Annotated in this window: 24 protein-coding genes; 9 read left to right on the top strand and 15 right to left on the bottom strand. The window is 63.3% G+C overall.

The window, feature by feature from the left end:
* The first annotated feature begins 66 nt into the window (after positions 1–66).
* The 4 genes from ACODR6_RS03645 to ACODR6_RS03630 are packed head-to-tail and all read left to right on the top strand — an operon-like array spanning position 67 to position 3553.
* Positions 67–1152, top strand: a complete 1086-nt coding sequence (locus ACODR6_RS03645; RefSeq protein WP_489020826.1) for a fatty acid desaturase family protein — start codon at positions 67–69, stop codon at positions 1150–1152.
* 27 nt (positions 1153–1179) lie between these two features.
* Positions 1180–1494, top strand: coding sequence for a MocE family 2Fe-2S type ferredoxin (locus ACODR6_RS03640; protein WP_130280165.1), 315 nt, complete (start codon positions 1180–1182; stop codon positions 1492–1494).
* Between the two features lie 10 nt (positions 1495–1504).
* Entirely contained in the window at positions 1505–2728 is a 1224-nt protein-coding gene (locus tag ACODR6_RS03635) for an NAD(P)/FAD-dependent oxidoreductase (protein ID WP_489020824.1), read from the top strand.
* 12 nt (positions 2729–2740) lie between these two features.
* Complete coding sequence (locus ACODR6_RS03630) at positions 2741–3553, top strand: 3-methyl-2-oxobutanoate hydroxymethyltransferase (RefSeq protein ID WP_489020822.1); 813 nt, start codon at positions 2741–2743, stop codon at positions 3551–3553.
* A 2-nt stretch (positions 3554–3555) separates the two neighbouring features.
* On the opposite strand, the gene hutC (ACODR6_RS03625) is transcribed toward ACODR6_RS03630, so the two are convergent.
* The 8 genes from hutC (ACODR6_RS03625) to hutI all read right to left on the bottom strand — a co-directional run bounded on the left by hutC (ACODR6_RS03625) (position 3556) and on the right by hutI (position 12012).
* Positions 3556–4257 carry a histidine utilization transcriptional repressor HutC gene (gene hutC, locus ACODR6_RS03625; protein ID WP_489020820.1) on the bottom strand — a complete coding sequence of 234 codons (702 nt, stop codon included), beginning with the start codon at positions 4255–4257 and terminating at the stop codon, positions 3556–3558.
* 20 nt (positions 4258–4277) lie between these two features.
* Positions 4278–5063 carry an ABC transporter ATP-binding protein gene (locus ACODR6_RS03620; RefSeq protein ID WP_489020818.1) on the bottom strand — a complete coding sequence of 262 codons (786 nt, stop codon included), beginning with the start codon at positions 5061–5063 and terminating at the stop codon, positions 4278–4280.
* On the bottom strand, positions 5060–5833 hold the full coding sequence (locus ACODR6_RS03615) for an ABC transporter permease (RefSeq protein WP_449097582.1): 774 nt from the start codon (positions 5831–5833) through the stop codon (positions 5060–5062). The genes ACODR6_RS03620 and ACODR6_RS03615 overlap by 4 nt, the downstream gene beginning before the upstream one ends.
* A gap of 66 nt (positions 5834–5899) precedes the next feature.
* Positions 5900–6847 (bottom strand): ABC transporter substrate-binding protein, encoded by a 948-nt coding sequence (locus ACODR6_RS03610; protein ID WP_489020816.1) that lies wholly within the window; start codon positions 6845–6847, stop codon positions 5900–5902.
* Positions 6848–6963: 116 nt separating this feature from the next.
* Positions 6964–7539, bottom strand: a complete 576-nt coding sequence (locus tag ACODR6_RS03605; RefSeq protein ID WP_489020814.1) for a HutD/Ves family protein — start codon at positions 7537–7539, stop codon at positions 6964–6966.
* A gap of 3 nt (positions 7540–7542) precedes the next feature.
* Positions 7543–9228: a urocanate hydratase gene (hutU, locus tag ACODR6_RS03600; protein ID WP_489020812.1), complete on the bottom strand. Its 1686-nt coding sequence runs from the start codon at positions 9226–9228 to the stop codon at positions 7543–7545.
* Between the two features lies 1 nt (position 9229).
* Positions 9230–10765 carry a histidine ammonia-lyase gene (hutH, locus tag ACODR6_RS03595; RefSeq protein ID WP_489020810.1) on the bottom strand — a complete coding sequence of 512 codons (1536 nt, stop codon included), beginning with the start codon at positions 10763–10765 and terminating at the stop codon, positions 9230–9232.
* The gene (gene hutI / locus ACODR6_RS03590) at positions 10762–12012 is read right to left on the bottom strand and encodes an imidazolonepropionase (RefSeq protein WP_489020808.1); all 1251 of its coding nucleotides are present in this window, start codon (positions 12010–12012) and stop codon (positions 10762–10764) included. The genes hutH and hutI overlap by 4 nt, the downstream gene beginning before the upstream one ends.
* A gap of 116 nt (positions 12013–12128) precedes the next feature.
* Between hutI and ACODR6_RS03585 the strand changes: the two genes are divergently transcribed.
* The 3 genes from ACODR6_RS03585 to ACODR6_RS03575 all read left to right on the top strand — a co-directional run bounded on the left by ACODR6_RS03585 (position 12129) and on the right by ACODR6_RS03575 (position 15447).
* The gene (locus ACODR6_RS03585; protein ID WP_489020806.1) at positions 12129–13475 is read left to right on the top strand and encodes a formimidoylglutamate deiminase; all 1347 of its coding nucleotides are present in this window, start codon (positions 12129–12131) and stop codon (positions 13473–13475) included.
* Between the two features lie 59 nt (positions 13476–13534).
* Positions 13535–14251, top strand: a complete 717-nt coding sequence (gene hutC, locus ACODR6_RS03580) for a histidine utilization transcriptional repressor HutC (RefSeq protein ID WP_489020804.1) — start codon at positions 13535–13537, stop codon at positions 14249–14251.
* Between the two features lie 77 nt (positions 14252–14328).
* Positions 14329–15447, top strand: coding sequence for an RHE_PE00001 family protein (locus tag ACODR6_RS03575; RefSeq protein WP_489020802.1), 1119 nt, complete (start codon positions 14329–14331; stop codon positions 15445–15447).
* Between the two features lie 148 nt (positions 15448–15595).
* Here ACODR6_RS03575 and ACODR6_RS03570 read toward each other — a convergent pair whose 3' ends face one another.
* Genes ACODR6_RS03570 through ACODR6_RS03560 form a run of 3 tightly spaced genes read right to left on the bottom strand, consistent with a single transcriptional unit; the run spans position 15596 to position 17627 of the window.
* Complete coding sequence (locus ACODR6_RS03570) at positions 15596–16312, bottom strand: Bax inhibitor-1/YccA family protein (RefSeq protein WP_489020800.1); 717 nt, start codon at positions 16310–16312, stop codon at positions 15596–15598.
* Between the two features lie 21 nt (positions 16313–16333).
* Complete coding sequence (locus ACODR6_RS03565) at positions 16334–17101, bottom strand: anti-sigma factor family protein (RefSeq protein WP_130280139.1); 768 nt, start codon at positions 17099–17101, stop codon at positions 16334–16336.
* A complete protein-coding gene (locus tag ACODR6_RS03560) occupies positions 17088–17627 on the bottom strand; it encodes a sigma-70 family RNA polymerase sigma factor (protein ID WP_130280137.1) in 540 nt (179 codons plus the stop codon). The genes ACODR6_RS03565 and ACODR6_RS03560 overlap by 14 nt, the downstream gene beginning before the upstream one ends.
* Before the next feature lie 120 nt (positions 17628–17747).
* Here ACODR6_RS03560 and relB point away from each other — a divergent pair, with 120 nt between their 5' ends.
* Both relB and ACODR6_RS03550 read left to right on the top strand, forming a co-directional pair.
* Positions 17748–17972, top strand: a complete 225-nt coding sequence (gene relB, locus ACODR6_RS03555; RefSeq protein WP_489020797.1) for a type II toxin-antitoxin system RelB family antitoxin — start codon at positions 17748–17750, stop codon at positions 17970–17972.
* Positions 17956–18228, top strand: coding sequence for a type II toxin-antitoxin system RelE family toxin (locus tag ACODR6_RS03550; protein WP_489020795.1), 273 nt, complete (start codon positions 17956–17958; stop codon positions 18226–18228). Before relB ends, ACODR6_RS03550 begins: the two co-directional genes overlap by 17 nt.
* Positions 18229–18235: 7 nt before the next feature.
* On the opposite strand, the gene cueR is transcribed toward ACODR6_RS03550, so the two are convergent.
* The 4 genes from cueR to ACODR6_RS03530 all read right to left on the bottom strand — a co-directional run bounded on the left by cueR (position 18236) and on the right by ACODR6_RS03530 (position 24356).
* Positions 18236–18631, bottom strand: a complete 396-nt coding sequence (gene cueR / locus ACODR6_RS03545) for a Cu(I)-responsive transcriptional regulator (RefSeq protein WP_130280131.1) — start codon at positions 18629–18631, stop codon at positions 18236–18238.
* Positions 18632–18640: 9 nt separating this feature from the next.
* Positions 18641–21160 (bottom strand): heavy metal translocating P-type ATPase, encoded by a 2520-nt coding sequence (locus ACODR6_RS03540; protein WP_489020793.1) that lies wholly within the window; start codon positions 21158–21160, stop codon positions 18641–18643.
* A gap of 95 nt (positions 21161–21255) precedes the next feature.
* Positions 21256–23697 carry a malto-oligosyltrehalose synthase gene (treY, locus tag ACODR6_RS03535; protein ID WP_489020791.1) on the bottom strand — a complete coding sequence of 814 codons (2442 nt, stop codon included), beginning with the start codon at positions 23695–23697 and terminating at the stop codon, positions 21256–21258.
* Positions 23698–23792: 95 nt separating this feature from the next.
* A complete protein-coding gene (locus tag ACODR6_RS03530) occupies positions 23793–24356 on the bottom strand; it encodes a dihydrofolate reductase family protein (RefSeq protein WP_489020789.1) in 564 nt (187 codons plus the stop codon).
* Positions 24357–24376: the final 20 nt, after the last annotated feature.

Here is a 24376-nt window from a genome sequence, read left to right as displayed (position 1 = left end):
CTGCATTGAGCCCTGGGCAAAGTCAACTTAACCTTCATATCAGCCAGGGATTGGCGGGAGGCAAAGATGACCGAGACGATGAAACGCGACTACAGCCTGCTGGGGGAGAGCAGCCGCCGGGCGGTTGAGACCGGGCTTGCGGCAGCGCAATGGTATCACACCGACGTAGCGCGCAAGGAGATGAAGGCGCTGATGCAGCGCTCGGATGCGCCTGCGATCCGCGACACGATCATCTGGCTCGGCAGCATGCTGGTTTTCGCCGGTCTCGGTATCTATTTCTGGGGTTCGTGGATCTGCGTTCCGTTCTTCCTCGCCTATGGTGTTCTCTACGGCTCGGCGTCCGATAGCCGCTGGCACGAATGCGGCCACGGCACGGCCTTCAAGACGCGCTGGATGAACGATGCCGTCTATCAGATCGCCTGCTTCATGATCATGCGCAACCCGGTGACCTGGCGCTGGAGCCATACCCGTCATCACACGGACACCGTCATTGTCGGCCGCGATCCGGAAATTGCCGTCATGCGCCCGCCGGACCTCTTCCGGCTGATCCTCAATTTCTTCGGCATCCTCGATGCCGGCTATGCTGTGATCGACATGCTGCGCAACGCCTCCGGCGTCGTCAGCGAGGCCGAGAAGACCTTCATTCCCGAGATGGAGCAGCCAAAGACGATCCGCGTCGCCCGCATCTGGCTGGCGATCTATGTCGCGACCATCGCGCTAGCGATCTATATGGGCTCGTTCCTGCCGCTGATGTTGATCGGCCCGCCGCGCCTCTACGGCGCCTGGCACCATGTCATGACCGGCCTGCTGCAGCATGGCGGCCTCGCCGACAACGTCATCGACCACCGGCTGAACAGCCGCACGGTCTACATGAACCCGATCAGCCGCTTCATCTACTGGAACATGAACTACCACGTCGAGCATCACATGTTCCCGATGGTGCCGTACCATGCGCTGCCGCAGCTGCATGCGATGATCAAGCACGACCTTCCGGCGCCGAACCCGTCGATGTGGTCGGGCTACAAGGAAATGATCCCGGCTTTTCTTCGCCAGTTGCGAAACGAGGACTATTTCCTGAAGCGCGAACTGCCGCAGACGGCGCGGCCGTATCGCGAGGAGTTCCACGCCGAGCTCGCCCCGGCGGCTCAGTAAGACCAACGATAATTCTGGGAGGAAGATATGAGCGGAAACTGGATCGAAGTCTGCGCCAAGGATGATATCGACGAAGAGGATGTCATGCGCTTTGACCATGACGGCAAGACCTTCGCCGTCTATCGCAGCCCCGACGATGAATTCTTCGCAACCGACGGGCTCTGCACCCACGAGCGCATCCATCTCGCCGATGGCCTGGTGATGGAAGACATCATCGAATGTCCGAAACATAACGGCCGCTTCAACTACAAAACCGGCGAGGCCAAGGGCGCACCCGTCTGCGTCAACCTGAAGACCTATCCGGTCAAGGTCGAAGGCGGCTCTGTCTTCATCTCCATCTGAGGAGGCTTCCATGTCTCACTTCGTCATTATCGGGGCCGGCGAATGCGGCGCCCGGGCCGCCTTTGCTTTGCGTGAAAAGGGCTTTGACGGCGAGATCACCCTTGTCGGCACCGAGACGCTGTTGCCTTACGAGCGCCCGCCTTTGTCGAAAGCGAGCATCAGCGAAGCCCTCGAGCCGAAGCTGATTGCCGCCTCCGAGCGCTATGCGGAAGTTGGCATCCGCCTGATGACCGGCGTATCGGCAAAGAGCCTCGATGCGGAAGCCAAGCGCGTCGTTCTCTCGGATGGCTCTGTCCTCTCCTATGACAAGCTGTTGCTTGCAACGGGCGCCAGCCCGCGTGCCTTTCCGGGTGCACCGGCCGTCAGCGCCCGGATCCGCGCATTGCGCACGCATCACGACGCTGTTTCGCTCCGCGATGTCATGAAGCCCGGCAGGCACATAGCCATTATCGGCGGTGGCTTTATCGGCCTCGAGGTTGCCGCCACCGCGATCAAGCTCGGCGCCCGCGTCACCCTCGTCGAGGGGCTGGAGCGTGTCCTGAAACGCGGCGTGCCGGAGGAGATCGCGCTGGCGCTTTCCGAACGTCATCGCGGCGAAGGCATCGATCTGCGCTGCGGCGCCGCCATCGAGGCTGTCGGCGAAGAGACCGGCCACGCCTTCATCAAGATTGGGGGCGAGAGGCTGGAGGCCGATCTTATCCTGGTCGGAATTGGCGCGCAGCCGAATGTCGAACTCGCCGAAGCGGCAGGCCTTGCGATCGAGAACGGCATCGCCGTCGACGGGCATTTGCAGACCTCATCGCCGGACGTTTATGCCGCTGGCGACTGCTGCTCTTTTCCCCTTGAAATTTACGGCGGTAAACGCGTGCGGCTTGAGTCGTGGCGCAATGCCCAGGAGCAGGGCAACCTCGCCGCAGCCAATATGATGGGCGCGAACGAGGCTGTTTCGGCCGTTCCGTGGTTCTGGTCGGATCAATATGACCTGACGCTGCAGATCGCCGGACTTGCCGATGGCGCCGTCACGCATCTGCGGCGCGACCTCGGCGATGGCGCCTTCATCCTCTTTCACCTCGATGGCGAAGGGCGGCTGCTGGCCGCCAGCGGCATCGGCACCGGCAATGCCGTCGCCCGCGATATCCGCCTTGCGGAAATGCTGATCGCCGCGCGTGCCCATCCCGATCCGGCGGCGCTGACCGCCAGCAATGTCAAACTGAAGTCGCTGCTCGCGGCCTGAACGGAGAACAAGATGAAGAAGCATAGCCGGCCGACCGTTGCCGACCTCCTGTCGATGAAAGGTAAGCGTCAGCTTACGATGCTGCGCGTCACCACGCTTGAGGAGGCCGAAGCAGCGGAGAAGGCGAAGATCGACATGGTCTCCGTTCCTCCGGCGCTGCTCGGCCCGGTCTTCCGTGAGGCGGCGCCGAGCCCATTTGCCGTTCCCGGCCTCGAATATGGCGATTATGTCAGCGCCGAAGAGTACCTGCGCGAAGCCTTCAAGGCGCTGAAGGCCGGGGGCGACGCCGTCTACTGTGCTGCTGGCCTCTCGACCATCCGGCGCATGCGCGAGGAAGGCATTCCAGTCTGCGGCCATGTCGGCCTCATCCCTTCCAAGGCGACCTGGACCGGCGGCTTCCGCGCTGTGGGCAAGACGGCTGCCAGCGCCTTCGAAATCTGGCGGCAGACCAAGGCGCTGGAAGGGGCAGGCGCCTTCGCAGCCGAGATCGAGGTCGTGCCCGGCGAGGTCGCCGCAGCGATCAGCCAGAACACCTCGATGCTGATGATCTCGATGGGCGCCGGTACCGGCTGCGATGCGCAATATCTCTTCGCCGACGACGTGCTCGGCGCCAACCGCGATCACTACCCGCGCCACGCCAAGGTCTACCGCAACTTCGCAGCCGAATATGACCGGCTGCAGCGCGAACGGATCGCCGCCTTCACCGAATTCGCTGATGACGTGAAAAACGGCGCCTATCCCGAAAAGCGGCATGTCGTCGGCGTCGACGAGGAGCAGCTGAAGCTGTTCCTGCAGCGGCTGAGGAGCGAACTGGATCAGGCTTAAGGCTAGCCGCCATGGGCGAATTGCGCCACGAGTTCGTGGCTGTCGCCCGGGTAGGTGAGCTTTACATGGGTGACATGCACATCGCCGCTCTGCGTCTTGCGTTCGATAACGAGGCAGGCGCTGCCCGCAGGGATCGCCAGTGCTGCGGCGATGTCGGCCTTGGCAGGTTCGGCGCGGATGCGGTGTTCCGCTGAGCTCCAGGGTACCTTGCCGAGCAGCCATGTGCCGGGCGGACTATCCTCGAAGGGTTCGTCGGCGGCCTCGGGAACGGCGGCGAGATTGATCAGCCGCTGCTCGTGGCAGAAGGGGCGGTCGCCGGCGAAGTGGTCGCAGACGATGTCGAGCACCGAAGTTCCTGCTTCGAGATCGAGGCGCGAGCTGTCCTCGCGCTTGGCGCGGCGGACCTTCAGGCTGGCGATCGTATAGCGATAGGGGAGGCCGAGGGCCTGCACTTCGCGCCTGAGATCGTGGATTTCCATCACCGCCGATTGCGCATGCGGGAAGCGGACGTAGGTTCCGGCTTTGCGCCGCCGCTCGATCAGCCCGCGCTTGACGAGGTCGGTCAGCGCCTTGTTCACCGTCATCCGCGAGCAGCCATATTGCACGGTCAGTTCATGCTCGAAGGGAATGCGATGGCCGGGCGGCCATTCTCCGGAGAGAATGCTGCGCTCGACGTCGTTCTGGATGCGAAGGTGAAGCGGCATGTCCCCCATGGCCTGCTTCCCTATCCGTGCGCCGCCGCGGCGATCGCCTCGCTGCGGATTTCTTCGGTGAGCTTCAGGCGCAGTGCCGAAAATTCCGGGCTGGCCTTGACCGTGTAATGCCGGGGATGCGGCAGATCGACCGGCGTGATCGACTTGATACGCCCGGGCCGTGCCGTCATCGTCACCACGCGCGAGGCCATGAACACGGCTTCCTCGATATCGTGGGTGACGAAGATCACGGTCTTCTGCTCGCGCTCCCAGATGCCGAGCAGCAGCTCCTGCATCAGTCCGCGGGTCTGGTTGTCCAGCGCGCCGAAGGGCTCGTCGAGCAGCAGGATCTTCGGATTGTTTGCGAGCGCGCGGGCAATCGCCGTGCGCTGCTGCATGCCGCCGGAAAGCTGCTTCGGCCAGTGGTTCTCGAAGCCACGCAACCCGACCTTGTCGATATAGCTGGCGACGATCTCGTTCTTTTCCTTGTCCGGCACGCCCTTCTCGCGCAGGCCGAAGGCGACGTTGTCGCGGATCGTCAGCCAGGGAAACAGCGTATAGGACTGGAAGACCATGCCGCGGTCGGCGCCCGGTCCGGTCACCGCCTTGCCTTCGAGCGTGACGGTCCCGGCCGTCGGCTTGTCGAGGCCGGCGATGATGCGCAGCAGGGTCGACTTTCCGCAGCCCGAGGGTCCGAGGATGGTCACGAAGTCGTTGCGGGGAATATCGAGATCGGTCGGCTGCAATGCCAGCGTCGGCTGGCCGCCATGAACGCCCGGAAAGGTGCGGCTGACGCCCTTGATGACGAGTTCGCTCATGCGAGCCTCCAGGCAAAGAGCCGGCGATTGGCCCACTTGAAGGCGAAATCCGAGACGAGGCCGATCAGGCCGATGACGATGATGCCGAAGATGATCTGGCCGGTGGCGAGCAGTGCCTGGCTGTTGATGATCATGTAGCCGATGCCCGAGGACGCGCCGATCAGCTCGGCGACGATGACATAGGTCCAGGCCCAGCCGAGAACGAGGCGCAGCGTCTCGGCGATATCGGGCGCGCTAGCGGGAATGAGGACGCGGCGGACAACGCCGCTGTCTCCGGCGCCGAGTGTATAGGCGGCCTCGACCAGATCGCGGCGCGTGTTGGAAACCGAGACGGCGACCATCAGCACGATCTGGAAGACGGCGCCGATGAAGATCACCAGCAGCTTCTGAGTCTCGCCGATGCCGGCCCAGAGGATCAAGAGCGGCACGAAAGCGGAGGCCGGCAGATAGCGGGCGAAGGAGACGAAGGGCTCGAGCAGAGCCTCGACCGGCTTGTAGGCGCCCATAAGGATGCCGAGCGGAACGGCAACCAGCGCCGACAGGATGAAGCCGCCGACAACGCGCCAGATGGTCATGCCGATGTCGAAGAGGAAACCCTGATTGACGAGAAGGTCGTAGCCGTCCTGCACCATGGTGATCGGATCGGCGAGGAAGGTCTTGGAAACGAAGCCGCCGAGCGTCGCATAGCCCCAGCCCGCAAAGAAAATCACGAAAAACAGCAGGCCGTAGAGCAGTCTGCTGCGGGCTCCGATGGGTTGTAGTGGATGCATGCCGCGCCTTCTCGATGTCTCGGAAGCGCGCAGTTTTTGTCCGCGCGCTCCCGTGGCGTTCAGGGATTACTTGATGAAGGACGGATCGGCGAGCGTCGTCAGATCAGGCTTCTTCTTGATCACGCCTGCCTGCAGCAGCAGGTCGGCGGCTTCCTCGTTGAAACTCTTGAAGGTGGTCTCGAAGAATTTCTGGGCGGCGGCCTTGTCCTGCCATTCCAGATAGGCGGCGGATTCGCCGAATTCCTTGCCGGACTGCTTCACGTCCTTGCCCATGATCTCGAAGGACTTGTCCTTGTCGGTCTTGATCATCTCCAGCGCGTCGTAATAGCTGGCCGCCAGCGCTTTGGCGGCTTCCGGATTGTCCTTCAGGAAGGCGGTGGTGCAGCCGAACGTGTCCATGACTGCCGGATAATCGAGCGTCGTGGCGATGATCTTGCCCTTGTCAGGCGCGGCGCGGACGCTGGAGAGGTAGGGTTCGTAGGTCACGGCCGCATCGTTCTGGCCGGCGAGCAGTGCCTGCGCCGCCGGACCCGGCTCCATGTTGACGACCTTCACGTCCTTCATGCTCATGCCGTTCTTGGCGAGGATGAAGGCGAGCAGGAAGTAGGGCGAGGTGCCCGGCGCCGAAGCGGCCACGGACTTGCCCTTGAGATCGGTGATCTTCTCGATTCCGGGCTTCGCGGCAATGCCATCAGCGCCATGAGAAACATCGAGCTGGAAGATCTGCGTCGTCGCAACGCCGGCGGCATTCCAGACGATCCAGGTCTCGACGGTGGTCGCCGCACACTGGATGTCGCCGGATGCCAGCGCCAGATGGCGGCTTGCCTGCGGAACCTTGACAATCGATACGTCGAGGCCGTGCTTCTTGAAGATGCCGGCTTCCTTGGCCAGCGTCAGCGGCGCGAAACCGGTCCAGCCCGAGATGCCGATCGAAACCTTGGTTTCGGCTGCATGAGCCGCGCTACCGGCGAGAAGCGCGGCAAGAGCCGCAGCAATAACAGATGCTTTTTTCATGTCTGACGTTCCCTGCTCTTTGTTTAGGCATGCGTTCGGTGTGCCTGTTTATTGGCATATTAGGCACGCCGGTTTTGTCTTGTCTATACAAAAGTAGAGGGAATTTCAGAGTGGCATCACAGCGCGTGGATGTGGATCAGATAGGCGGTTCCCGACCCGTGGAGTTTGAGCGCGGAAGGCGAATCCAGCTGCAATAACAGGGTATCGTCATGATCGAGAGCGATCTGCATACCATCATATGTGCAGCTGACGGTTCCATCGCGGCTGACGAGCAGCACTGTCCCGGTCTGGACGGTTTCCTCAAGCATGCCATCGACAGCAAGGCGCTCGACAGTGTGATCAAGGCCTCCACGCCGGGTCATGACGTTGAGATCGGTGATCGCCCCACCGGCAAGCGTCGCCATGACAGGCACATCGGCCGGGAAGGCGAGCGGCGTGCTTATCTTGGTCAGAAGTACCGGTTCGCGGCCGTCGATGGCGAGCGCCATGCCGTCGCCGGAAAGGATCGACAGCGTCCGGTCGATGCCTTCGAAGATCGAGAACGGCCCGTCGGTCGCGACAGTTGCCATGCTCACCCGCCAATCGAAATCGCCAAGCGCAGCATTCTCGGGAAAGACAGCGATCTCGACGGTCTCCCCGCCGCCGTTCTTCCACGGCATGCGTTTGTGAGTGGCGGCGCGGAGGATTTTCATTCGTCAGTTCCCCAGAATCCCAGGCAACCGCAGGCCCTTCTCCTTGGCGCAATCGATCGCGATGTCGTAGCCTGCGTCGGCATGGCGCATGACGCCGGTGGCCGGGTCGTTCCAGAGGACGTTTCCGAGGCGACGGGCGGCGTCATCGGTGCCGTCGGCGCAGATGACCATGCCGGAATGCTGCGAGAAGCCCATGCCGACGCCGCCGCCGTGGTGGAGCGATACCCAGGTGGCGCCTGATGCGGTGTTGAGCAGCGCATTCAGCAGCGGCCAGTCGGAAACGGCGTCTGAGCCGTCCTTCATCGCTTCCGTCTCGCGGTTCGGCGAGGCGACGGAGCCGGAATCGAGGTGGTCGCGGCCGATGACGATCGGGGCCTTGAGCTCGCCGTTCTTCACCATCTCGTTGAAGGCGAGACCGAGCTTGTGGCGGTCGCCGAGGCCGACCCAGCAGATGCGCGCCGGCAGACCCTGGAAGGCGATGCGCTCCCTGGCCATGTCCAGCCAGTTGTGCAGGTGCTTGTTGTCAGGCAGCAGCTCCTTCACCTTCGCGTCGGTCTTGTAGATATCGTCCGGGTCGCCAGAGAGCGCTGCCCAGCGGAACGGACCGATGCCGCGGCAGAACAGCGGGCGGATATAGGCCGGAACGAAGCCCGGGAAGGCGAAAGCATTTTCGAGGCCTTCGTCCTTGGCGACCTGGCGGATGTTGTTGCCGTAGTCGAGTGTCGGAACGCCGGCATCCCAGAAGGCGACCATGGCTTCGACATGCTGGCGCATCGAGGCGCGGGCGGCGTCTTCAACGGATTTCGGATCGGTTTCGCGCTTCGCCTTGGCTTCCTCGACGCTCCAGCCGACCGGCAGGTAGCCGTTGCGGGGATCGTGTGCCGAGGTCTGGTCGGTGACGATGTCGGGGCGCGCGCCGCCGGCCTTCATACGCCTGACGAGCTCGGGGAAGATTTCGGCGGCATTGCCGAGCAGGCCGACGGACTTGGCTTCGCCGGCCTTGGTCCACTTGTCGATCAGCGCCAGCGCCTCATCCAGCGTCTTTGCCTTTTCATCGACATAGCGGGTGCGGATACGGAAATCGATGCGGGTTTCGTCGCATTCGACGGCAAGGCAGCAGGCGCCGGCCATGACGGCCGCGAGCGGCTGCGCGCCGCCCATGCCGCCGAGACCGCCGGTAAGAATCCACTTACCCTTGAGATTGCCGTCATAGTGCTGGCGGCCGGCTTCCACGAAGGTTTCGTAGGTGCCCTGCACGATGCCCTGGGTACCGATATAGATCCACGAACCGGCCGTCATCTGGCCGTACATGGCAAGGCCCTTCTTGTCGAGTTCGTTGAAGTGATCCCAGGTCGCCCAATGCGGCACGAGGTTGGAGTTGGCGATCAGAACGCGTGGCGCATCCTTGTGGGTGCGGAATACGCCCACCGGCTTGCCGGATTGAACCAGCAGCGTCTCGTCCTCGTTCAGCGTCTTCAGCGTCGCGGTGATGCGGTCGAAATCATCCCAGGTGCGGGTGGCGCGGCCGATACCGCCGTAGACGACGAGCTCGTTCGGGTTCTCGGCCACATCGGGATCGAGATTGTTCATCAGCATGCGCAGCGGCGCTTCGGTCATCCAGCTCTTGGTATTTAGCTGGTCGCCGCGCGGCGCACGGATTTCGCGGATGTTGTGACGCGGATTGCTCATCTCAGATCTCCAGGGAAGGAAGGATGTTAGCGGATACGGACGCGTTCAGCGCGCCGGTAGCGATCAGGCTGCTGGCAGCCTCAAGGTCATTGGCCATGTAGCGGTCGATTTCGAGTGTTGGCACGACGGTACGGATCGCGTCGATCGCCTTCTGCAGCTCGGAGCTGGTGGCAAGCGGCGCGCGGAATTCGACGCCCTGGGCGGCCGTCAACGCCTCGATGCCGACGATGCCGAAGAGGTTTTCGGTCATCTGCAGCAGGCGGCGGGCGCCGTGGCAGGCCATGGAAACATGGTCTTCCTGGTTGGCCGATGTCGGCGTCGAGTCGACCGATGCCGGATGCGACATCTGCTTGTTTTCGCTCATCAGCGCCGCAGAGGTGACTTCGGCGATCATCAGGCCGGAATTCAGGCCGGGCTTCTTGGCGAGGAAGGCCGGAAGGCCGTAGGAGAGGGCCGGATCGACCAGAAGCGCGATTCGGCGCTGGGCGATCGCGCCTATTTCGCAGACGGCAATGGCGATCTGATCGGCAGCGAACGCAACCGGCTCGGCGTGGAAGTTTCCACCCGAAACGACGGAGTTGTCGGACAGAACCAGCGGATTGTCGGTCACCGCATTGGCTTCGATCTCAAGCGTACGGGCGACCGAGCGCAGAAGATCGAGGCAGGCGCCATCGACCTGCGGCTGGCAGCGGATGCAATAGGGGTCCTGCACGCGCTCGTCGCCTTCGATATGGCTCTGGCGGATGACCGAGTTGTCCAGCAGGGCGCGCAGCGCCGCTGCCGTATCGATCTGGCCGCGATGGCCGCGCAGGGTGTGAATGTCCGGATGGAACGGAGCCGAGGAACCCATCGCCGCATCGGTCGACATCGCCCCGGTGATCAGCGCCGATTGTGCCGCCCGGTGGGCGCGGAAGAGGCCTGCCAGCGCCAGCGCCGTGGAGGTCTGCGTGCCGTTGATCAGCGCCAGGCCTTCCTTGGCGGCGAGCACCACAGGCTCAAGCCCGGCCTTCTTCAGCGCTGCGGCGCCGGAAAGACGTTCACCGGCGAAGAAGGCTTCGGCCTCGCCCATCATCACGGCAGCCATATGCGCCAGCGGCGCCAGGTCGCCGGATGCGCCAACGGAACCCTTTTCGGGGATCACCGGGATGACGCCCTTCTCAAGCATGCCTTCGATCAGCCGCACCAGCTCGATGCGCACGCCGGAAGCGCCGCGGCCGAGCGAGACCAGCTTGAGAGCCATGATCAGCCGAACGACATTCTCAGGCAGCGGCGCGCCGATGCCGCAGCAATGCGACAGGATGAGATTGCGCTGCAGCGTTGCGACATCAGCGGCGTCGATCTTGATCGAGGCAAGTTTACCGAAGCCGGTATTGATGCCGTAGACGGGCGCATTGCCGGCTGCGATCTCGGCGATGCGGGCCGCAGCCTTGCGGATGCCGACATCGAAGGAGGGGTCGAGCCTGGCCGGTTCGCCGGTCCAGTAGATGGTTTCCAGCTGCTTCAGAGAAACGGAGCCTGGATGGAGGGTGATGGTCAACGGTCGATCCTTTCGCCCTTGAAAACACGTGCATGAAGTGGATTGAAGCCGATGCGGTAGACGAGCTCGGCCGGGCTCTCGATGTCCCAGATCGCCAGATCCGCGGACTTTCCGGTTTCCAGCGTTCCGGTCTCGCCGAGAAGACCAAGGGCGCGCGCACCTTCGCGGGTGGCACCGGCAATGCATTCCTCGACGGTCAGGCCGAAGAGCGTCGCCGACATGTTCATCGTCAGCAGCAGCGAGGTCAGCGGCGAGGTGCCGGGATTGCAATCGGTCGCGACAGCGATCGGCACGCCTGCGGCGCGCAGCGCCTTCACCGGCGGCTTCTGCTTCTCGTTGATGGCGTAGAAAGCACCCGGAAGCAGCACGGCGACGGTTCCGGCCGCGGCCATGGCCGCGATGCCTTCGTCATCGAGATACTCGAGATGATCGGCGGAGAGGGCGCCGTAACCGGCCGCGAGCTTGGCGCCGCCGAGATTGGAAAGCTGCTCGGCATGGAGCTTGACCGGCAGGCCAAGCGCCTTGGCGCGATCGAAGACGCGGGCGATTTCCTCGGTCGAGAAGGCGATGCCTTCACAGAAACCATCGACGGCGTCGGCAAGGCCGCGCTTGTGCGCTTCATCCAGCGTCGGCAGTACGACGTCGCTGATATAATCGCCGTTGCGGCCCTTGTAGTGGGCGGGCGTCGCATGGGCGCCGAGATAGCTGGTCTTGACGCGAACCGGTCTGATGGTGCCGAGCGCGCGGGCAGCTTCCAGCATCTTCAGTTCGCCGTCGCTCGTCAGCCCGTAGCCGGACTTGATCTCGATGGTCGTGACGCCTTCGGAAAGCAGCGTGTCCAGCCGTCGGATCGACGCCTGAACGAGGTCGTCGACGGAGAGCGCGTTGGTCGCCTTCACCGAGGAAACGATGCCGCCGCCGGCGCGGGCGATCTCTTCGTAGGTCGCGCCTTCGAGGCGCATTTCGAATTCGCGGGCGCGATTGCCGCCATAGACGATGTGCGTGTGGCAATCGACGAGGCCGGGGGTGACCCAGCGTCCCTCGAGATCGGTGATCTCGGCACGTTCGATCATCGAAACTGGCAGTTCGCCTTCCGGGCCGGCATAAGTGATCCGGCCGTTTTCGGTGACGATGGCGCCCTTCTCGATGATCCCGAGTCCGGATTGCGCCGGATTGAGCGTCGCCAGTCTGGCATTGCGCCAAAGGCTCGGCCGCTCCATTTCGCTATGAAGATTATCCCCTGTCATCAGCTTTACGCCTTTCCTTATGTCGAAACATGTATATACATAATAACCGGGTGACAAGTGGAATTTTGGGCGCTTCCATGGAAAAGAAAGATGGACGCCTTCAAAGGGAGCAAGCGATGACGACCCTCCATGCAAAGAATGCCCTGCTGCAAAACGGCTGGCAGAGCGATGTGCGGCTGACGTTGGAAGGCGGCCGGATTGCCAAGATCGAGACCGGCGTCGCGGCTGACGCCGCTGACGAGCGCCATGCGGTGCTGATCCCGGCAACGCCGAACCTGCACAGCCACGCGTTCCAGCGGGCCATGGCTGGACTGGCCGAGGTTCGCGGCCCCGCGGATGACAGCTTCTGGAGCTGGCGCACCGTCATGTACAAGTTCGCTTTGTCGATGACGCCCGAGCATGTCGAGGCCGTTGCGGCGCAGCTCTATATGGAGATGCTGGAAGCGGGTTTCTCGCGCGTCGGCGAGTTCCACTATCTGCACCACGATAAGGACGGCAGCCCTTATGGCGATATCGCCGAGCTTGCCGGGCGGATCGGCGCGGCAAGCGCGGAGACGGGGATCGGCCTGACGCTGCTGCCGGTCTTCTATGCCCATTCCGGCTTCGGCGGCGCGGTGCCCATCGATGGCCAGCGCCGTTTCATCAACTCCATCGATGGCTTCGGCCGCCTGATGGAGCGTTGCGCGTCGATCACCGGTAAGCTCGACGGTGCGCATCTCGGGATCGCGCCGCACAGCCTGCGCGCCGCGACGCCGGACGAGCTGAAGGCAATCCTGCCGCTGGCCGGCGATGGCCCGGTTCATATCCATGTCGCCGAGCAGGTGAAGGAGGTCGAGGACTGCATCTCATGGTCCGGCGCGCGGCCGGTCGAGTGGTTGCTGGCAAACGCGCCGGTCGATAGCCGCTGGTGCCTGATCCACGCGACCCACATGACCAATGACGAGACGCGCGGCATGGCAAGAAGCGGCGCGATCGCCGGTCTCTGCCCGATTACCGAAGCCAATCTTGGTGACGGCATGTTCGCAGCGCCGCTCTTCCTGGAAGAGGGTGGCCGGTATGGCGTCGGTTCGGATTCGAATGTGATGATCTCGCTGCCGGGCGAGCTCTGCCAGCTGGAATATTCGCAGCGTCTCGGCCGCCGCGCCCGCAATGTCATCGCCGAAACCGGCGGCTCGACCGGCCGCAACCTGTTCGACAATGCCGTGAAAGGTGGCAGCGCGGCGCTCGCCGCCAAGGCCGGGCTAGGCGAAGGCAATGATGCCGATATCGTCTCGCTGGATTGCGGCGCCGTGCCCTATCTTGCCGGCGACCAGCTCCTCGACCACTGGATCTTCGCCGGCGGCGTGCGTGTCGACAGCGTCTGGTCGCTTGGCCGCAAGCAGGTCGAGGGCGGGCGCCATCGCAAGCGCGAGGCGATCAATCGCCGTTTCCTGGCGGCAATGGGCGAACTTCTCTCCGCCTAGGGCTTTCGCTTCTGCGGCATCCGCAATAGAGCGGGAAGGGACGTCAACCGGAGCCTGATATGGCAAGCAAGGATGCCACGCTGCATCAGAGCATCTTGAGCGAGATCGAAGGCCGCATCGTTTCGGGCGAATGGCCGCCGGGCCACCGCATTCCGTTCGAGGTCGATCTCGCCACCCAATATGGCTGCTCGCGAATGACGGTCAACAAGGTGCTGACCCAGCTTGCCAAGGCCGGGCTGATCGAACGCCGCAAGAAATCCGGCAGCTTCGTTACCCAGCCGCAGGCGCAATCGGCCGTGCTCGAGATCCACGATATCAAGGCCGAGGTTCAGTCGCTGAACCTGCCCTACAGCTATCGGGTCATCGCCCAGAAAGCCCGCAAGGCGAAGGCCGGCGAGGGGCAGCTTCCCGACGTTGCGCCCGGCACGCCGCTTCGCGAAATCACCTGCGTTCACTTCGCAGGCGCGCTCCCCTTCTGCCTTGAGGAACGCCTGATCAACCTCGAAACAGTGCCGGATGCGGCGACCGCGGATTTCGCCGAAACCGCGCCCGGTCCGTGGCTGGTGAAACAGGTGCCCTGGACGACCGCCGAGCACAAGATCCACGCCTCGGCCGCCAGCAGCAACGCGGCGGATGCGCTGGATATTCCCCGCGGCACCGCCTGCCTCGTCGTCGAGCGCCGGACCTGGAGCAATGCCGGTCCCGTCACCCATGTGCGCTTCACCTATCCTGGTGATCGCCACGCGCTCGTTGCCCGTTTCAGCCCGGCTTCCTGAGATTTGATCGGCGCGCCGGTTGCGAATCATGGGTCAAATAGCGGAAGTAAAGGTCGAAATGACTTCCGGAAAATGACGTGCGCTACGAGATCGACAATGCCCTTCTGAAAAGCCTTCTGCCTGCCGTGGTGCAGGCGGAGGACATGCTGGCGCGTGTCGATGAACGGGCGGCGCACTCGCCGGTTGGCGAAGGCTTTGCCGAACGTGGCCATTTCTTCGATGCCGCGGGCGCCCTTTGGGTGGCGGGCGAGCTCGTGCATGTCGAGGATCTCGTGCTCCACGACGCCCATATGGACAGCCGCACGCCGAGCCATGAGCTGACGATCGCCCATGCCGTGCTGCGCGCGCGGCGCCGCATCTGGACTTCCGACCCCGCCTGGGCGCTGAGCGCTGCCGGTCTCAACGCACTGGCAGGGGCGGGGCTGGACGAGGGCACGGCACCTGAGACCAAGGGTTTTGTCCCTGCTACAGAAGAGGCGGATGAGCCCGATCAGCTGCTTTCGGCCGAACTTGCGGAAATCGACGCGGTACTCGCCCGCTCGCAGCGGCTGCTCGATGCCCATATGGGCAAGCCCGTCGAGGCCGAGGAAGAGCGGCCGAAGGAGAAGCGCAGCGACGATCCGCTTGGGCTTTTCGGCGATGACGAATGGGATGAGGGGCAGCGGCTTGCCGATTGGCGCGGCGTGCTGCCGCTCGCGGGAGAGCTGCCGCCAGTTCTCGCCGCCGCCGTTCTTTTCGACGCTTGGGAGCGGATCGAGCCGCTGCGACGCCAATCCTGGCTCGGCGGCCTGCTGGTCTCCAGCCATCTGCGGGCGCGGGGAAAGGTGTCCTCGCACCTCTTTTCCTTCTATGCCGGCTTGAAGAGCGTCCGCCACGAGCGGCGCCGCTCGCGTGACCGGCTCACCCGTCTTCTCGCCTTCCTGGAAGCGATGAGCGACAGTGCTGCAACCGGCCTCAAGGAAATGGACCGCCTGCTGCTCGCCCGCACGCAAATGGAACTGCGCTTCAGGGATCGCCGCTCGAACAGCAGCCTGCCGCAACTGGCGGAGTTCGTGCTATCGCGGCCGATGGTATCGTCGGCGATGGTCGCCAAGCAGCTGAAGGTGACCAGCCGCGGCGCGCTCAATCTGCTGAACGAGATCGGCATTCGCGAGATCACCGGCCGCGGCCGCTACCGCGCCTGGGGCATCATCTGATCTGCACTATAAAGTCCATCCGGAATGCAAAAAGGCCGAAGCTTTCGCTCCGGCCTTTTCCTTTAAAGGGTGAACGCCCGGCCCGCCATCCTGTCACAGATTGCGGACCGGGCGCTCTAGCGCTTCCATTGCCCCCAGAAGCGCAGTCCTATTCCCGCTCGCCCGTGAAGTTGAGCAGCAGCTGGAAGATGTTGACGAAGTTCAGGTAGAGAGACAGAGCGCCGAAGACGGCAAGCTTCTGGTTCGATTCCTGATCGTGGTTTTCGGAATACTGTTCCTTGATGTTCTGCGTGTCCCAAGCGGTCAGGCCGACGAAGACGACGATACCGATGACCGAGATGGCGAACTGCAGCGCAGACGAGCCAAGGAAAATGTTGACGATGCTGGCGATGACGACGCCGATCAGGCCCATCATCAGGAACGAGCCGACCTTCGCCAGGTCACGCTTGGTGACATAGCCGTAGAGGCTGGTCGTGCCGAACATCGTTGCGGCGATGAAGAAGGTGCGGGCGATGCTCGTGCCGGTGAACACCAGGAACACCGAGGCAAGCGACAGGCCCATGACGGCACAGAAGGCCCAAAAGGTCATCTGCGCAGCACTTGCCGACATCGTCTGGATCTTGAACGAGAAGAAGAAGACGAAGGCGAGCGGAGCGAGCATCACCACCCACTTCAGCGGCGACTGGAAGATCGGCACGTAGAGAGCCGGCGTCGAGCCGACGATGAAGGCGACGATGCCGGTGATGACAAGGCCGATGCCCATGTAATTGTAAACGCGCAGCATATGCTGGCGGAGTCCCTCGTCGAAGAGGGCCTGCGAGCCGGCGGCAGAGCCGTAGCCGTAACGCGGGTTGATCTGGTTCATTCTGATCTCCTCGGTTTCAAACTAGTACAGCGAACGGGCAAGGCCTTCGGCCGCCCTATCGAGGTTGGAACCACCGTCACCGGCAACGAGGGCATAGGCCACTTCGCCGATTTGCCAGTAGGCGGCTTCTGCATTGTCGAGCGCGAGATGACCAACCGGTTGCACGGCAAACGCCCCCGGCCTGACGGCAAACAGCGAAAGCTGCTTCCCGTCCGCTTCCTGGATAGCCATCTCAACGCTCGGGCCGAATTCCGACGGGAAGATCTGAACATCAGAGACCTTCCAGCCCTTCGGCAGCTCGGGCATGGTAATTGCGGTCGCCGCGCGAATTTCGTCGGCGTTATAATGTGGTGCCGTCTGCGACGGCATGGTCTGGCGCAACTGCGCCGTCTGGTAGGCGCGAACGGCGTCTTCGACATAGGCCGGGGCCGGTGTAGAAGCAGCCACTTCCGTTGCCGTGAAGGCGCCGAACGAGGTATGAGCGACCCAGCCGGCGGCTACGAGCACGGCGACGGCGGCAATCCGCTGAACAGTATGCAGGATGCGGCCGTAGGAAAGGCCACGCTCCAGGCGGCGTGCGGCATCGCGCGTCTCGATCCGGCCGAATGTATCCTCGCCGGCAAGCGCCAGGCGCAGTTCACCCTTCATGCTGAGATCGGCCATCACCTTGGCGGCGATGTCAGGGTTCTCAGAGAGGTAGGATTCCACCTGAATGCGGCGCGCAACATCGAGCTCGCCGTCAACGTAGGCGTCGAGATCGGTATCGATGATCGGATCAACTGCTTTCATTGCCGTTCCCTCCGATTAAGCGCAGGTGCGAAACGCGCGGTGTCTTCTCCTCGAATTCCCGAAGCTGGGCGCGGGCACGCGAGATGCGCGACATCAGCGTACCCACGGGAATGCCGAGCGATGCCGCGGCTTCCTGATAGGACAGGTCTTCGATGGCGACGAGATGCAGCGCCTCTCGCTGTTCTTCCGGCAGGTTGAAGAAGGCGTCGCGAACCTGCTGGAGGCGCACGGCGTGTTCCTGCCCTGCCGGCAGCGACTGGTCCGCCTCGAGGGCCGCTTCGTCATGCCTGCGTGTCAGCGACCGGTTCTGACGAACACGATCGATGTGAGCATTGTGAACGATGGAAAGCAGCCACGTCCGAAGATTGCCGCCGCCGCGGAAGCTCTGACGCTTCTCGTAGGCACGCACCAGGGCATCATGCACCAGATCCTCGGCCTCATCCGAATTGCGCACCAGAGCACGCGCATAGCGCCTGAGCGCTGCGAGCTGTCCGATGACATCGAATGGGCGTTCTTTCCGTTCCATGATTGAGTATACGGATGCTGGTCGCGATTTATTCCCGAAAATTTTTGGTGCCTTGATATTTTTCGTTCGATTGAAGCTCGGCATCGAATTTGCTATACATGTATAGCAAGGAGAACACCGATGCTTGCCCTCAGATTGCCAGCGGATGTCGAAGCAAGGCTCGATGAGCTTGCCAAGAGAACGGGTAGAAGCAAGAGCTTCTACGCGCGCGAAGCCATTCGCGAATATCTTGACGATCTCGAAGACATCTATCTTGCCGAAAAGCGGCTGGAAGACGTCCGCAGCGGAAGGAGCGACAGTGTCCCGCTCGAAGAGCTGATGAAGGCTTATGGCCTGGAAGATTAGATTAGAGCGTTCCGCCGAGCGCGAGCTCTCCAAACTTGGGTCTGACGCCGCCAAGCGAATTCTCGTTTTCCTGCATGGCAGACTGGCGAAACTCGACGACCCGCGCTCGATCGGCGAAGCCCTGAAAGGGGCGGAGCTCGGCAGCTTCTGGAAATATCGTGTCGGCGACTACCGCATCATCGCACATATCGAGGACGGGATCGTCGAGATATTGATTGTCAGGATCGGCAATCGCCGAGAGATCTACCGTCGCTGAGGCGAAGCTAGACCTTCGCCCCCTCCGAAAGCTCCTCCAGTATCGGGCAATCCGGCCGGTCGTTGCCGTGGCAGGCGTGGACGAGATGCTCCAGCGTGCGGCGCAGTTCCATCATCTCGCGGATCTTCTGGTCGATCTCGGTAAGCTTGGTCTGGGCGATGTCCTTGACGTCGGCGCTGGCGCGGCTCTTGTCTTCATAGAGCGCAAGCAGCTGGCGGCATTCCTCGACGGAAAAGCCGAGGCCGCGGGAGCGCTGCAGGAAGCGCAGCTTGTGGACGTCAGAGATATCGTAGTCGCGATAGCCGTTTCCGCCCCTTTCGGGGCGGATCAGGCCGATATCCTCGTAATAGCGGATCGTCTTTGCCGGAAGGCCGGAGCGATCGGATGCTTCGCCGATATTCATCGAAGTCTCCTAAAGTTTCTGCACGCGCAGTCGCAGCGCGTTGGCGATGACCGAAACCGAGGAAAGGCTCATCGCCGCCGCCGCGATCATCGGCGAGAGCAGCAGGCCGAGCACCGGATAGAGGATACCTGCGGCAACGGGAACGCCGAGCGCATTATAGCCGAAGGCGAAGCCGAGGTTCTGGCGGATGTTGCGCATCGTCGCTTCCGCCAGACGGCGGGCGCGGACGATACCGTTGAGATCGCCCTTCACCAAGGTAATCCCGGCGCTTTCCATCGCCACATCGGCGCCGGTGCCCATGGCAATGCCGACATCGGCCGCGGCCAGCGCGGGAGCGTCATTGACGCCGTCACCGGCCATGGCGACGACGGCGCCCTTGGCATGCAGCTCGTCGATCAGCGCCTTCTTGCCCTCTGGCAGGACGTCGGCGCGCACTTCGTCGATACCGAGTTGCCTTGCCACGGCCTTGGCGGTCCGCTCGTTGTCACCGGTTGCCATGATGATCCGCAGGCCGCTTTCGTGCAGCGCCCGGATTGCGGCTGCCGTCGTCGGCTTGATCCGGTCGGCGACGGCGACGAAGCCTGCGAGGCTGCCGTCGATGGTGACAAACATCACGGTCTTGCCCTCCTCGCGCAGCGCGATGATCTGTTGATAGAGCGCCGAGGTATCGATCCCGAGATCCTGCATCATCGCGGCATTTCCGAGCGCGACCTTCGCGCCGCCGACCAGGCCGGACACACCCTTGCCGGTGACCGCTTCAAATGACGTGACGTCGGCGGTTGCAATGCCGCGCTCTTCGGCACCGGCAACGATTGCCTCGGCGAGCGGATGTTCCGAGCCGCGTTCGAGACTGGCCGCAGCGGCGAGCAGCCGGCTTTCGCCGATGCCGCCGAGAGCGACGGCGTCGGTGAGGCGCGGTTTGCCTTCGGTCAGGGTGCCGGTCTTGTCGACGATCAGCGTATCGACCTTGGAGAAGCGCTCCAGCGCTTCCGCATCCTTGATCAGCACGCCTTCCTGGGCGCCGCGTCCCGTGGCGATCATGATCGACATCGGCGTTGCAAGACCGAGGGCGCAGGGGCAGGCGATGATCAGCACGGCGACGGCGGCGATCAGTGCATGCGCAAGTCGCGGCTCGGGTCCGAAGGCCATCCAGGCGCCGAAGGCGATGATCGCGACGGCGACGACTGCGGGCACGAAGACGGCTGAGACGCGATCGACGGCACCCTGGATCGGCGCGCGGGAGCGCTGTGCCTTGGCAACCATATCGACGATCTGCGACAGGGTCGTCTCGGCGCCGACGCGCTCGGCGGTCATGATGAAGCTGCCGTTGCGGTTCATCGTGCCGCCGGTGACGGCATCGCCCCTGGTCTTTTCGACCGGCAGCGGCTCGCCTGATATCATCGATTCATCGACAGTCGACTGTCCTTCGCTGACCAGTCCATCGACCGGCACGCGCTCGCCGGGGCGCACCCGCAGGCAGTCGCCCTTGGCGATGTCGTCGACCTCGATATCGATCTCGCTGCCATCGGCCGTGATGCGCCGCGCGGTCTTCGGGGCAAGGTCGAGCAGGGCGCGGATCGCCGATCCCGTACGCTCGCGTGCCTTCAGCTCAAGCAGCTGGCCGACGAAGACCAGCGCCACGATAACAGCAGCGGCCTCGAAATAGACAGGGACGGTATCGCCGTGGCCGCGGATGCTCATCGGGAACAGGCCGGGCGCCAATGTCGCGACGACGCTGTAGAGATAGGCGGTGCCGACGCCGAGGCCGATCAGCGTCCACATGTTTGGGCTGCGGTTGACGAGTGACGCCCAGGCGCGGCGGAAGAAGGGAATGGCGGCCCAGAGCACGACGGGTGTCGCCAGCGCAAGCTCCAGCCAGACGGCACGCGCCTCGCCGATCATGTCGCGCAGCGGCAGCCCGATCATCGGCCCCATGGTCAGCGCCAGCAGCGGAAAGGCGAGCACTGCGCTCACCCAGAAGCGGCGGGTGAAATCGACAAGCTCCGGGTTCGGGCCTTCGTCTGCCGGGGGAATACCCATCGGTTCCAGCGCCATGCCGCATTTCGGGCAGTCGCCGGGATGATCGCTGATCACCTCGGGATGCATGGGGCAGGTATATTGCGTGCCTTTCGGCATGGGCTTCGGCGCCGGGCGGTTTCCGTCGCGGTAATCCGCCGGGTTCGCCTCGAATTTCGCCTTGCAGCCCGGGGAGCAGAAATAGAACTTCTCGCCCTCATGCTTCAGGAAATGCTTTGCCGTCGAGCGGTCGACCGCCATGCCGCAGACAGGATCCTTGGCAGTCAGATAATCCTGCGGCGCCGCTTCAAACTTCGTGCGGCAGCCGTCGCAGCAGAAATGGTAGCTGTGTCCTTCATGAACGAGGCTCGGCTTGCCGGCGTTCGGATCGACCATCATGCCGCAGACGGGATCGCGCGTGACCGGAGCCTCGGCACCAGCGCCGTGGCTATGGCCGGAGCAGCAATCATGCGCTCCGTGGCCGTGATGGTGGGAATGGTCGTGATTATCCATAGGCTTCTCCTTTGCCCAAGCGGGCAGTGGATAGGCTTATGAACCTTCCAGCAACTGGAAGGTCAAGCGGGAATTTTCATCCCGTCTGAAAATCATCAATCCGGCTCGATCAGGGCGACCGGCTGAACGCCGAGAATATCGCCAAGCGGCAACCGCGCCCCGGGATCGAGATGGCGTCCTGTCAGCAGATCGCATTTGATGCCCTGGAGACCAGGCGGGATTTCGATCGCCGTATCGGCCCAGAATTCGGGCCCTGAAAACAACACGCCGGGATCCAGCCAGCCGAGCATCAGCCGGGGCACGACCGTGATCGCATAGTCGCCGTCAAGCGCGCGGGCGAAGGCGACGGCATGATCCCGGCGGCTTCCGGTGATGCTGAGCGGCAGATAGCGGCCCTCGGCAAACAGCTTCGGCTGGCGGCGGCGAAGATGCAGGCCGATCTCGACGATCCGCTGTTTCAGCACCGGCACCGTGAGTTCGCCGATCTCGCCATGGGCCGAGAGCGTCTTGCGCAAGGCCTTGAAATCCACCGGGCGGCGATTGTCAGGGTCGACAAGGCTGAAGTCGAAGCCTTCGGCGCCCTGATAGACATCGGGAATGCCGGGGGCGGTCAGCTTGATCAGCGTTTGCGACAGGCTGTTGAGATAGCCAGCGGAGAGAACCGGCCGCAGCGTCTCGGCGAAATCCTCGTGGAAAGTGAGGCTGGAAGAGGCAGTCAGCGCCGATGCGTATGTGTGGACGGCAGCCTCATAGCCCGCATGCGGCTCGTCCCAGCTGGTGCCGAGCTTGGCCTCGCGGATTGCCTTCTCGGCATAGGCCGCAAATCGCTCCGTCAGTTTCTCCGCGCGTCCCTCGCTGAAATCTTCCGGCCAGATGCCGGCGAGCGCTTGATAGAGCATCCATTCGACATTGCCTTCGGGTGTCAGGCCGCCGGGCAGCTCGGTCAGATGCTCGCGGTTCATCTGCCGCCAGCGCTCGACGCCGCGCCGCCAGAGATCCGGTTCTTCGCTGAGGGCATAGAGGCGGGCGCGGGCGTCTTCACCGCGTTTGGTGTCGTGGGTCGAGGTGGCCGACAGCCCGTGCGGCTGTTCTGCAGCGCGGTCTTGCATGAAGCGGTGAAAGGCCTCGATGCCGCCGGGCGTGGCATCCGGCTCACCGCCGACTTCGTTGGCCGCCAGAAGCCGGTTGTGGCGATAAAAGAGCGTGTCCTCCATCGCCTTCGCCATCACGGGGCCGCTCAATTGCTGGAAGCGCCGCCGGAATTCCTCCGCGCGTCCACTCTTCAGCAATCCGCAGATGGCTTCGAGCGCCCTGCGGTCTTTGAGATGCCTGCCAGCCTCTTCCTTGACCTTATCCAGCATCACGGTTTCGCGCGCGTCCATGACACCATCCTGACCGTAGGTGCGATAGACGGGAAAGGCGATCAGCAGCTCACGGATGGCCTTCTTGATTTCCGCCTCGGATGTATCGGGAAGGGCTGCGCTCGCGAGCCTGGTCAGGCGGCTGACTTCGCCTGCAAAATTCCGCTCGACCATCAGTGTCTTGGCGGCCCGCATTCCTTCCTGAAAATCCGCAGTACCGGGGGCGATGGTGGCATAGAATGTCTGCAGCCCGGCCATGCCTTTTGGGTCGATGAAGAGATCTGCAAGGGCGGAGATGAATTCGTAGCCCGTCGTGCCGGAAATCGGCCAATCGGCGGGCAGGGCCTCGCCGTGGCCGAGGATCTTTTCGACGATGATATAGGTTTCCGGCCCCGTCGCCTGCCGCAACCGGTCGAGATAGGCCTTGGGGTCGGCAAGGCCGTCGATATGGTCGAGCCGCAGACCCTGGACCTGACCGGAGCGGACGAGATCGAGGACGACGCGATGGCTGTCTTCGAAGACCGCCTCGTCCTCGACGCGCAGGCCGACAAGGCCGGTGACCTCGAAGAAGCGGCGGTAGCTCAGGTGAGCGGCGGCTGTTTTCCAGTGCGTCAGGCGCCAATGCTGGACTTCGTGGAGACGGGCGATGTCGCCGGCTTCGGCGAGGCTATCGGGATGCAGCGGCAGATGCGTCTCGAAATAGGCGAGCGAGCGCTCGCCAGTGTTCTGATCAGTAACGATCTGCAGTTCGCCGTCGGCCAGCGCTTCCTCGAAGGGCTTGCCGAGGATAGGCAGCGTCAACGGCTCAGACCAGTCGATGTCGAAATAGCCGGCGTAGCGGCTCTGCTTCCCGTATCTCAGCACATCCCGCCACCAGGCGTTTTCCACCGAAGCCGCCATATGGTTCGGCACGATATCGAGGATCAAGCCGAGACCGGCTTCCTTAAGCTCGGCACAGAGCCGCTCGAAAGCTTCCCGCCCGCCGATCGCAGGGTCGATTTCACCGGCGTCGGTGACGTCATAGCCATGGGTCGAGCCGGATGCCGCCGTGAAGATCGGCGAGGCATAGAGATGGCTGATGCCGAGCGCCTTGAGATAAGGCACGAGTTCGGCCGCCCGGTCGAACGTCATGCCGTCGCGGAACTGCAGTCTGTAGGTGGATGAGGGAAGCGTCATGAGCCGCCTTTGTTCGGGATTGCAACGATCCGGAACGGCGGCGGCGGGCTTTTGTTCCCGCTAACTGAGCTCTTGCAGGCTTCAGGACGAGGTCGTCAAGCGCGCCGGTAGACCTGCGCCTGCGTGCCCTTCGGAAAGGTCTCCGATCCCACCAATTCGAGGCGGCGGAGCGCCGTGACGCCGGAGAAGATCGGCAGGCCGCTGCCGAGCGCGATCGGGTAAACCATCAGCCGGTATTCGTCGACCAGATCGCCAGCGATCAGGCTGCGGGCGAAGGCCGCGCCGCCATGAGCGACGATCGGCAGGCCGCCTATGGCTTTCAGCCGGGCGATTTCCTCACGCAGATCACCGCCCGCGACATAGGCGTCCTGCCAGTTCCCGGTCTTTGCGGCTTCGAGAATCGAGGTTCCCTGCTGCGAAAAGACTGCCTTCGGGATCTCGTTCATCGGCGCGGCGAAGGGGCCTGCCGCCGTCGGCCAGAAGCCGGCCATGCTCTTGAAGGTGCGGCTGCCCATGATGTGCAGACCGGCGCTGGAGACGGTCTCCACCTTCCAGGCGATCGCCTCCTGGTCGCCGTTGAAAATCCAGTCGAGCTCGCCATTGGGGCCGCAGACGAAGCCGTCGAGCGACATGGCCATGGTGAGGATCAGGTCTCGCATTGCTCTCTCCTTGCGCTGTT

The organism is Rhizobium sp. FG96 (assembly GCF_057808655.1).
The sequence above is the reverse complement of the archived record's forward strand: the minus strand, read 5'-3'. Positions and strand labels throughout refer to the sequence as shown.

What these genes read in the sequence shown, in the direction of transcription:
- ACODR6_RS03645 (WP_489020826.1), top strand. Translation starts at nt 67, where the DNA reads ATGACCGAGACGATGAAACGCGACTACAGCCTGCTGGGGGAGAGCAGC.
- ACODR6_RS03640 (WP_130280165.1), top strand. Translation starts at nt 1,180, where the DNA reads ATGAGCGGAAACTGGATCGAAGTCTGCGCCAAGGATGATATCGACGAA.
- ACODR6_RS03635 (WP_489020824.1), top strand. Translation starts at nt 1,505, where the DNA reads ATGTCTCACTTCGTCATTATCGGGGCCGGCGAATGCGGCGCCCGGGCC.
- ACODR6_RS03630 (WP_489020822.1), top strand. Translation starts at nt 2,741, where the DNA reads ATGAAGAAGCATAGCCGGCCGACCGTTGCCGACCTCCTGTCGATGAAA.
- hutC (WP_489020820.1), bottom strand. Translation starts at nt 4,257, where the DNA reads ATGCCGCTTCACCTTCGCATCCAGAACGACGTCGAGCGCAGCATTCTC.
- ACODR6_RS03620 (WP_489020818.1), bottom strand. Translation starts at nt 5,063, where the DNA reads ATGAGCGAACTCGTCATCAAGGGCGTCAGCCGCACCTTTCCGGGCGTT.
- ACODR6_RS03615 (WP_449097582.1), bottom strand. Translation starts at nt 5,833, where the DNA reads ATGCATCCACTACAACCCATCGGAGCCCGCAGCAGACTGCTCTACGGC.
- ACODR6_RS03610 (WP_489020816.1), bottom strand. Translation starts at nt 6,847, where the DNA reads ATGAAAAAAGCATCTGTTATTGCTGCGGCTCTTGCCGCGCTTCTCGCC.
- ACODR6_RS03605 (WP_489020814.1), bottom strand. Translation starts at nt 7,539, where the DNA reads ATGAAAATCCTCCGCGCCGCCACTCACAAACGCATGCCGTGGAAGAAC.
- hutU (WP_489020812.1), bottom strand. Translation starts at nt 9,228, where the DNA reads ATGAGCAATCCGCGTCACAACATCCGCGAAATCCGTGCGCCGCGCGGC.
- hutI (WP_489020808.1), bottom strand. Translation starts at nt 12,012, where the DNA reads ATGACAGGGGATAATCTTCATAGCGAAATGGAGCGGCCGAGCCTTTGG.
- ACODR6_RS03585 (WP_489020806.1), top strand. Translation starts at nt 12,129, where the DNA reads ATGACGACCCTCCATGCAAAGAATGCCCTGCTGCAAAACGGCTGGCAG.
- hutC (WP_489020804.1), top strand. Translation starts at nt 13,535, where the DNA reads ATGGCAAGCAAGGATGCCACGCTGCATCAGAGCATCTTGAGCGAGATC.
- ACODR6_RS03570 (WP_489020800.1), bottom strand. Translation starts at nt 16,312, where the DNA reads ATGAACCAGATCAACCCGCGTTACGGCTACGGCTCTGCCGCCGGCTCG.
- ACODR6_RS03565 (WP_130280139.1), bottom strand. Translation starts at nt 17,101, where the DNA reads ATGAAAGCAGTTGATCCGATCATCGATACCGATCTCGACGCCTACGTT.
- ACODR6_RS03560 (WP_130280137.1), bottom strand. Translation starts at nt 17,627, where the DNA reads ATGGAACGGAAAGAACGCCCATTCGATGTCATCGGACAGCTCGCAGCG.
- relB (WP_489020797.1), top strand. Translation starts at nt 17,748, where the DNA reads ATGCTTGCCCTCAGATTGCCAGCGGATGTCGAAGCAAGGCTCGATGAG.
- ACODR6_RS03550 (WP_489020795.1), top strand. Translation starts at nt 17,956, where the DNA reads ATGGCCTGGAAGATTAGATTAGAGCGTTCCGCCGAGCGCGAGCTCTCC.
- cueR (WP_130280131.1), bottom strand. Translation starts at nt 18,631, where the DNA reads ATGAATATCGGCGAAGCATCCGATCGCTCCGGCCTTCCGGCAAAGACG.
- ACODR6_RS03540 (WP_489020793.1), bottom strand. Translation starts at nt 21,160, where the DNA reads ATGGATAATCACGACCATTCCCACCATCACGGCCACGGAGCGCATGAT.
- treY (WP_489020791.1), bottom strand. Translation starts at nt 23,697, where the DNA reads ATGACGCTTCCCTCATCCACCTACAGACTGCAGTTCCGCGACGGCATG.
- ACODR6_RS03530 (WP_489020789.1), bottom strand. Translation starts at nt 24,356, where the DNA reads ATGCGAGACCTGATCCTCACCATGGCCATGTCGCTCGACGGCTTCGTC.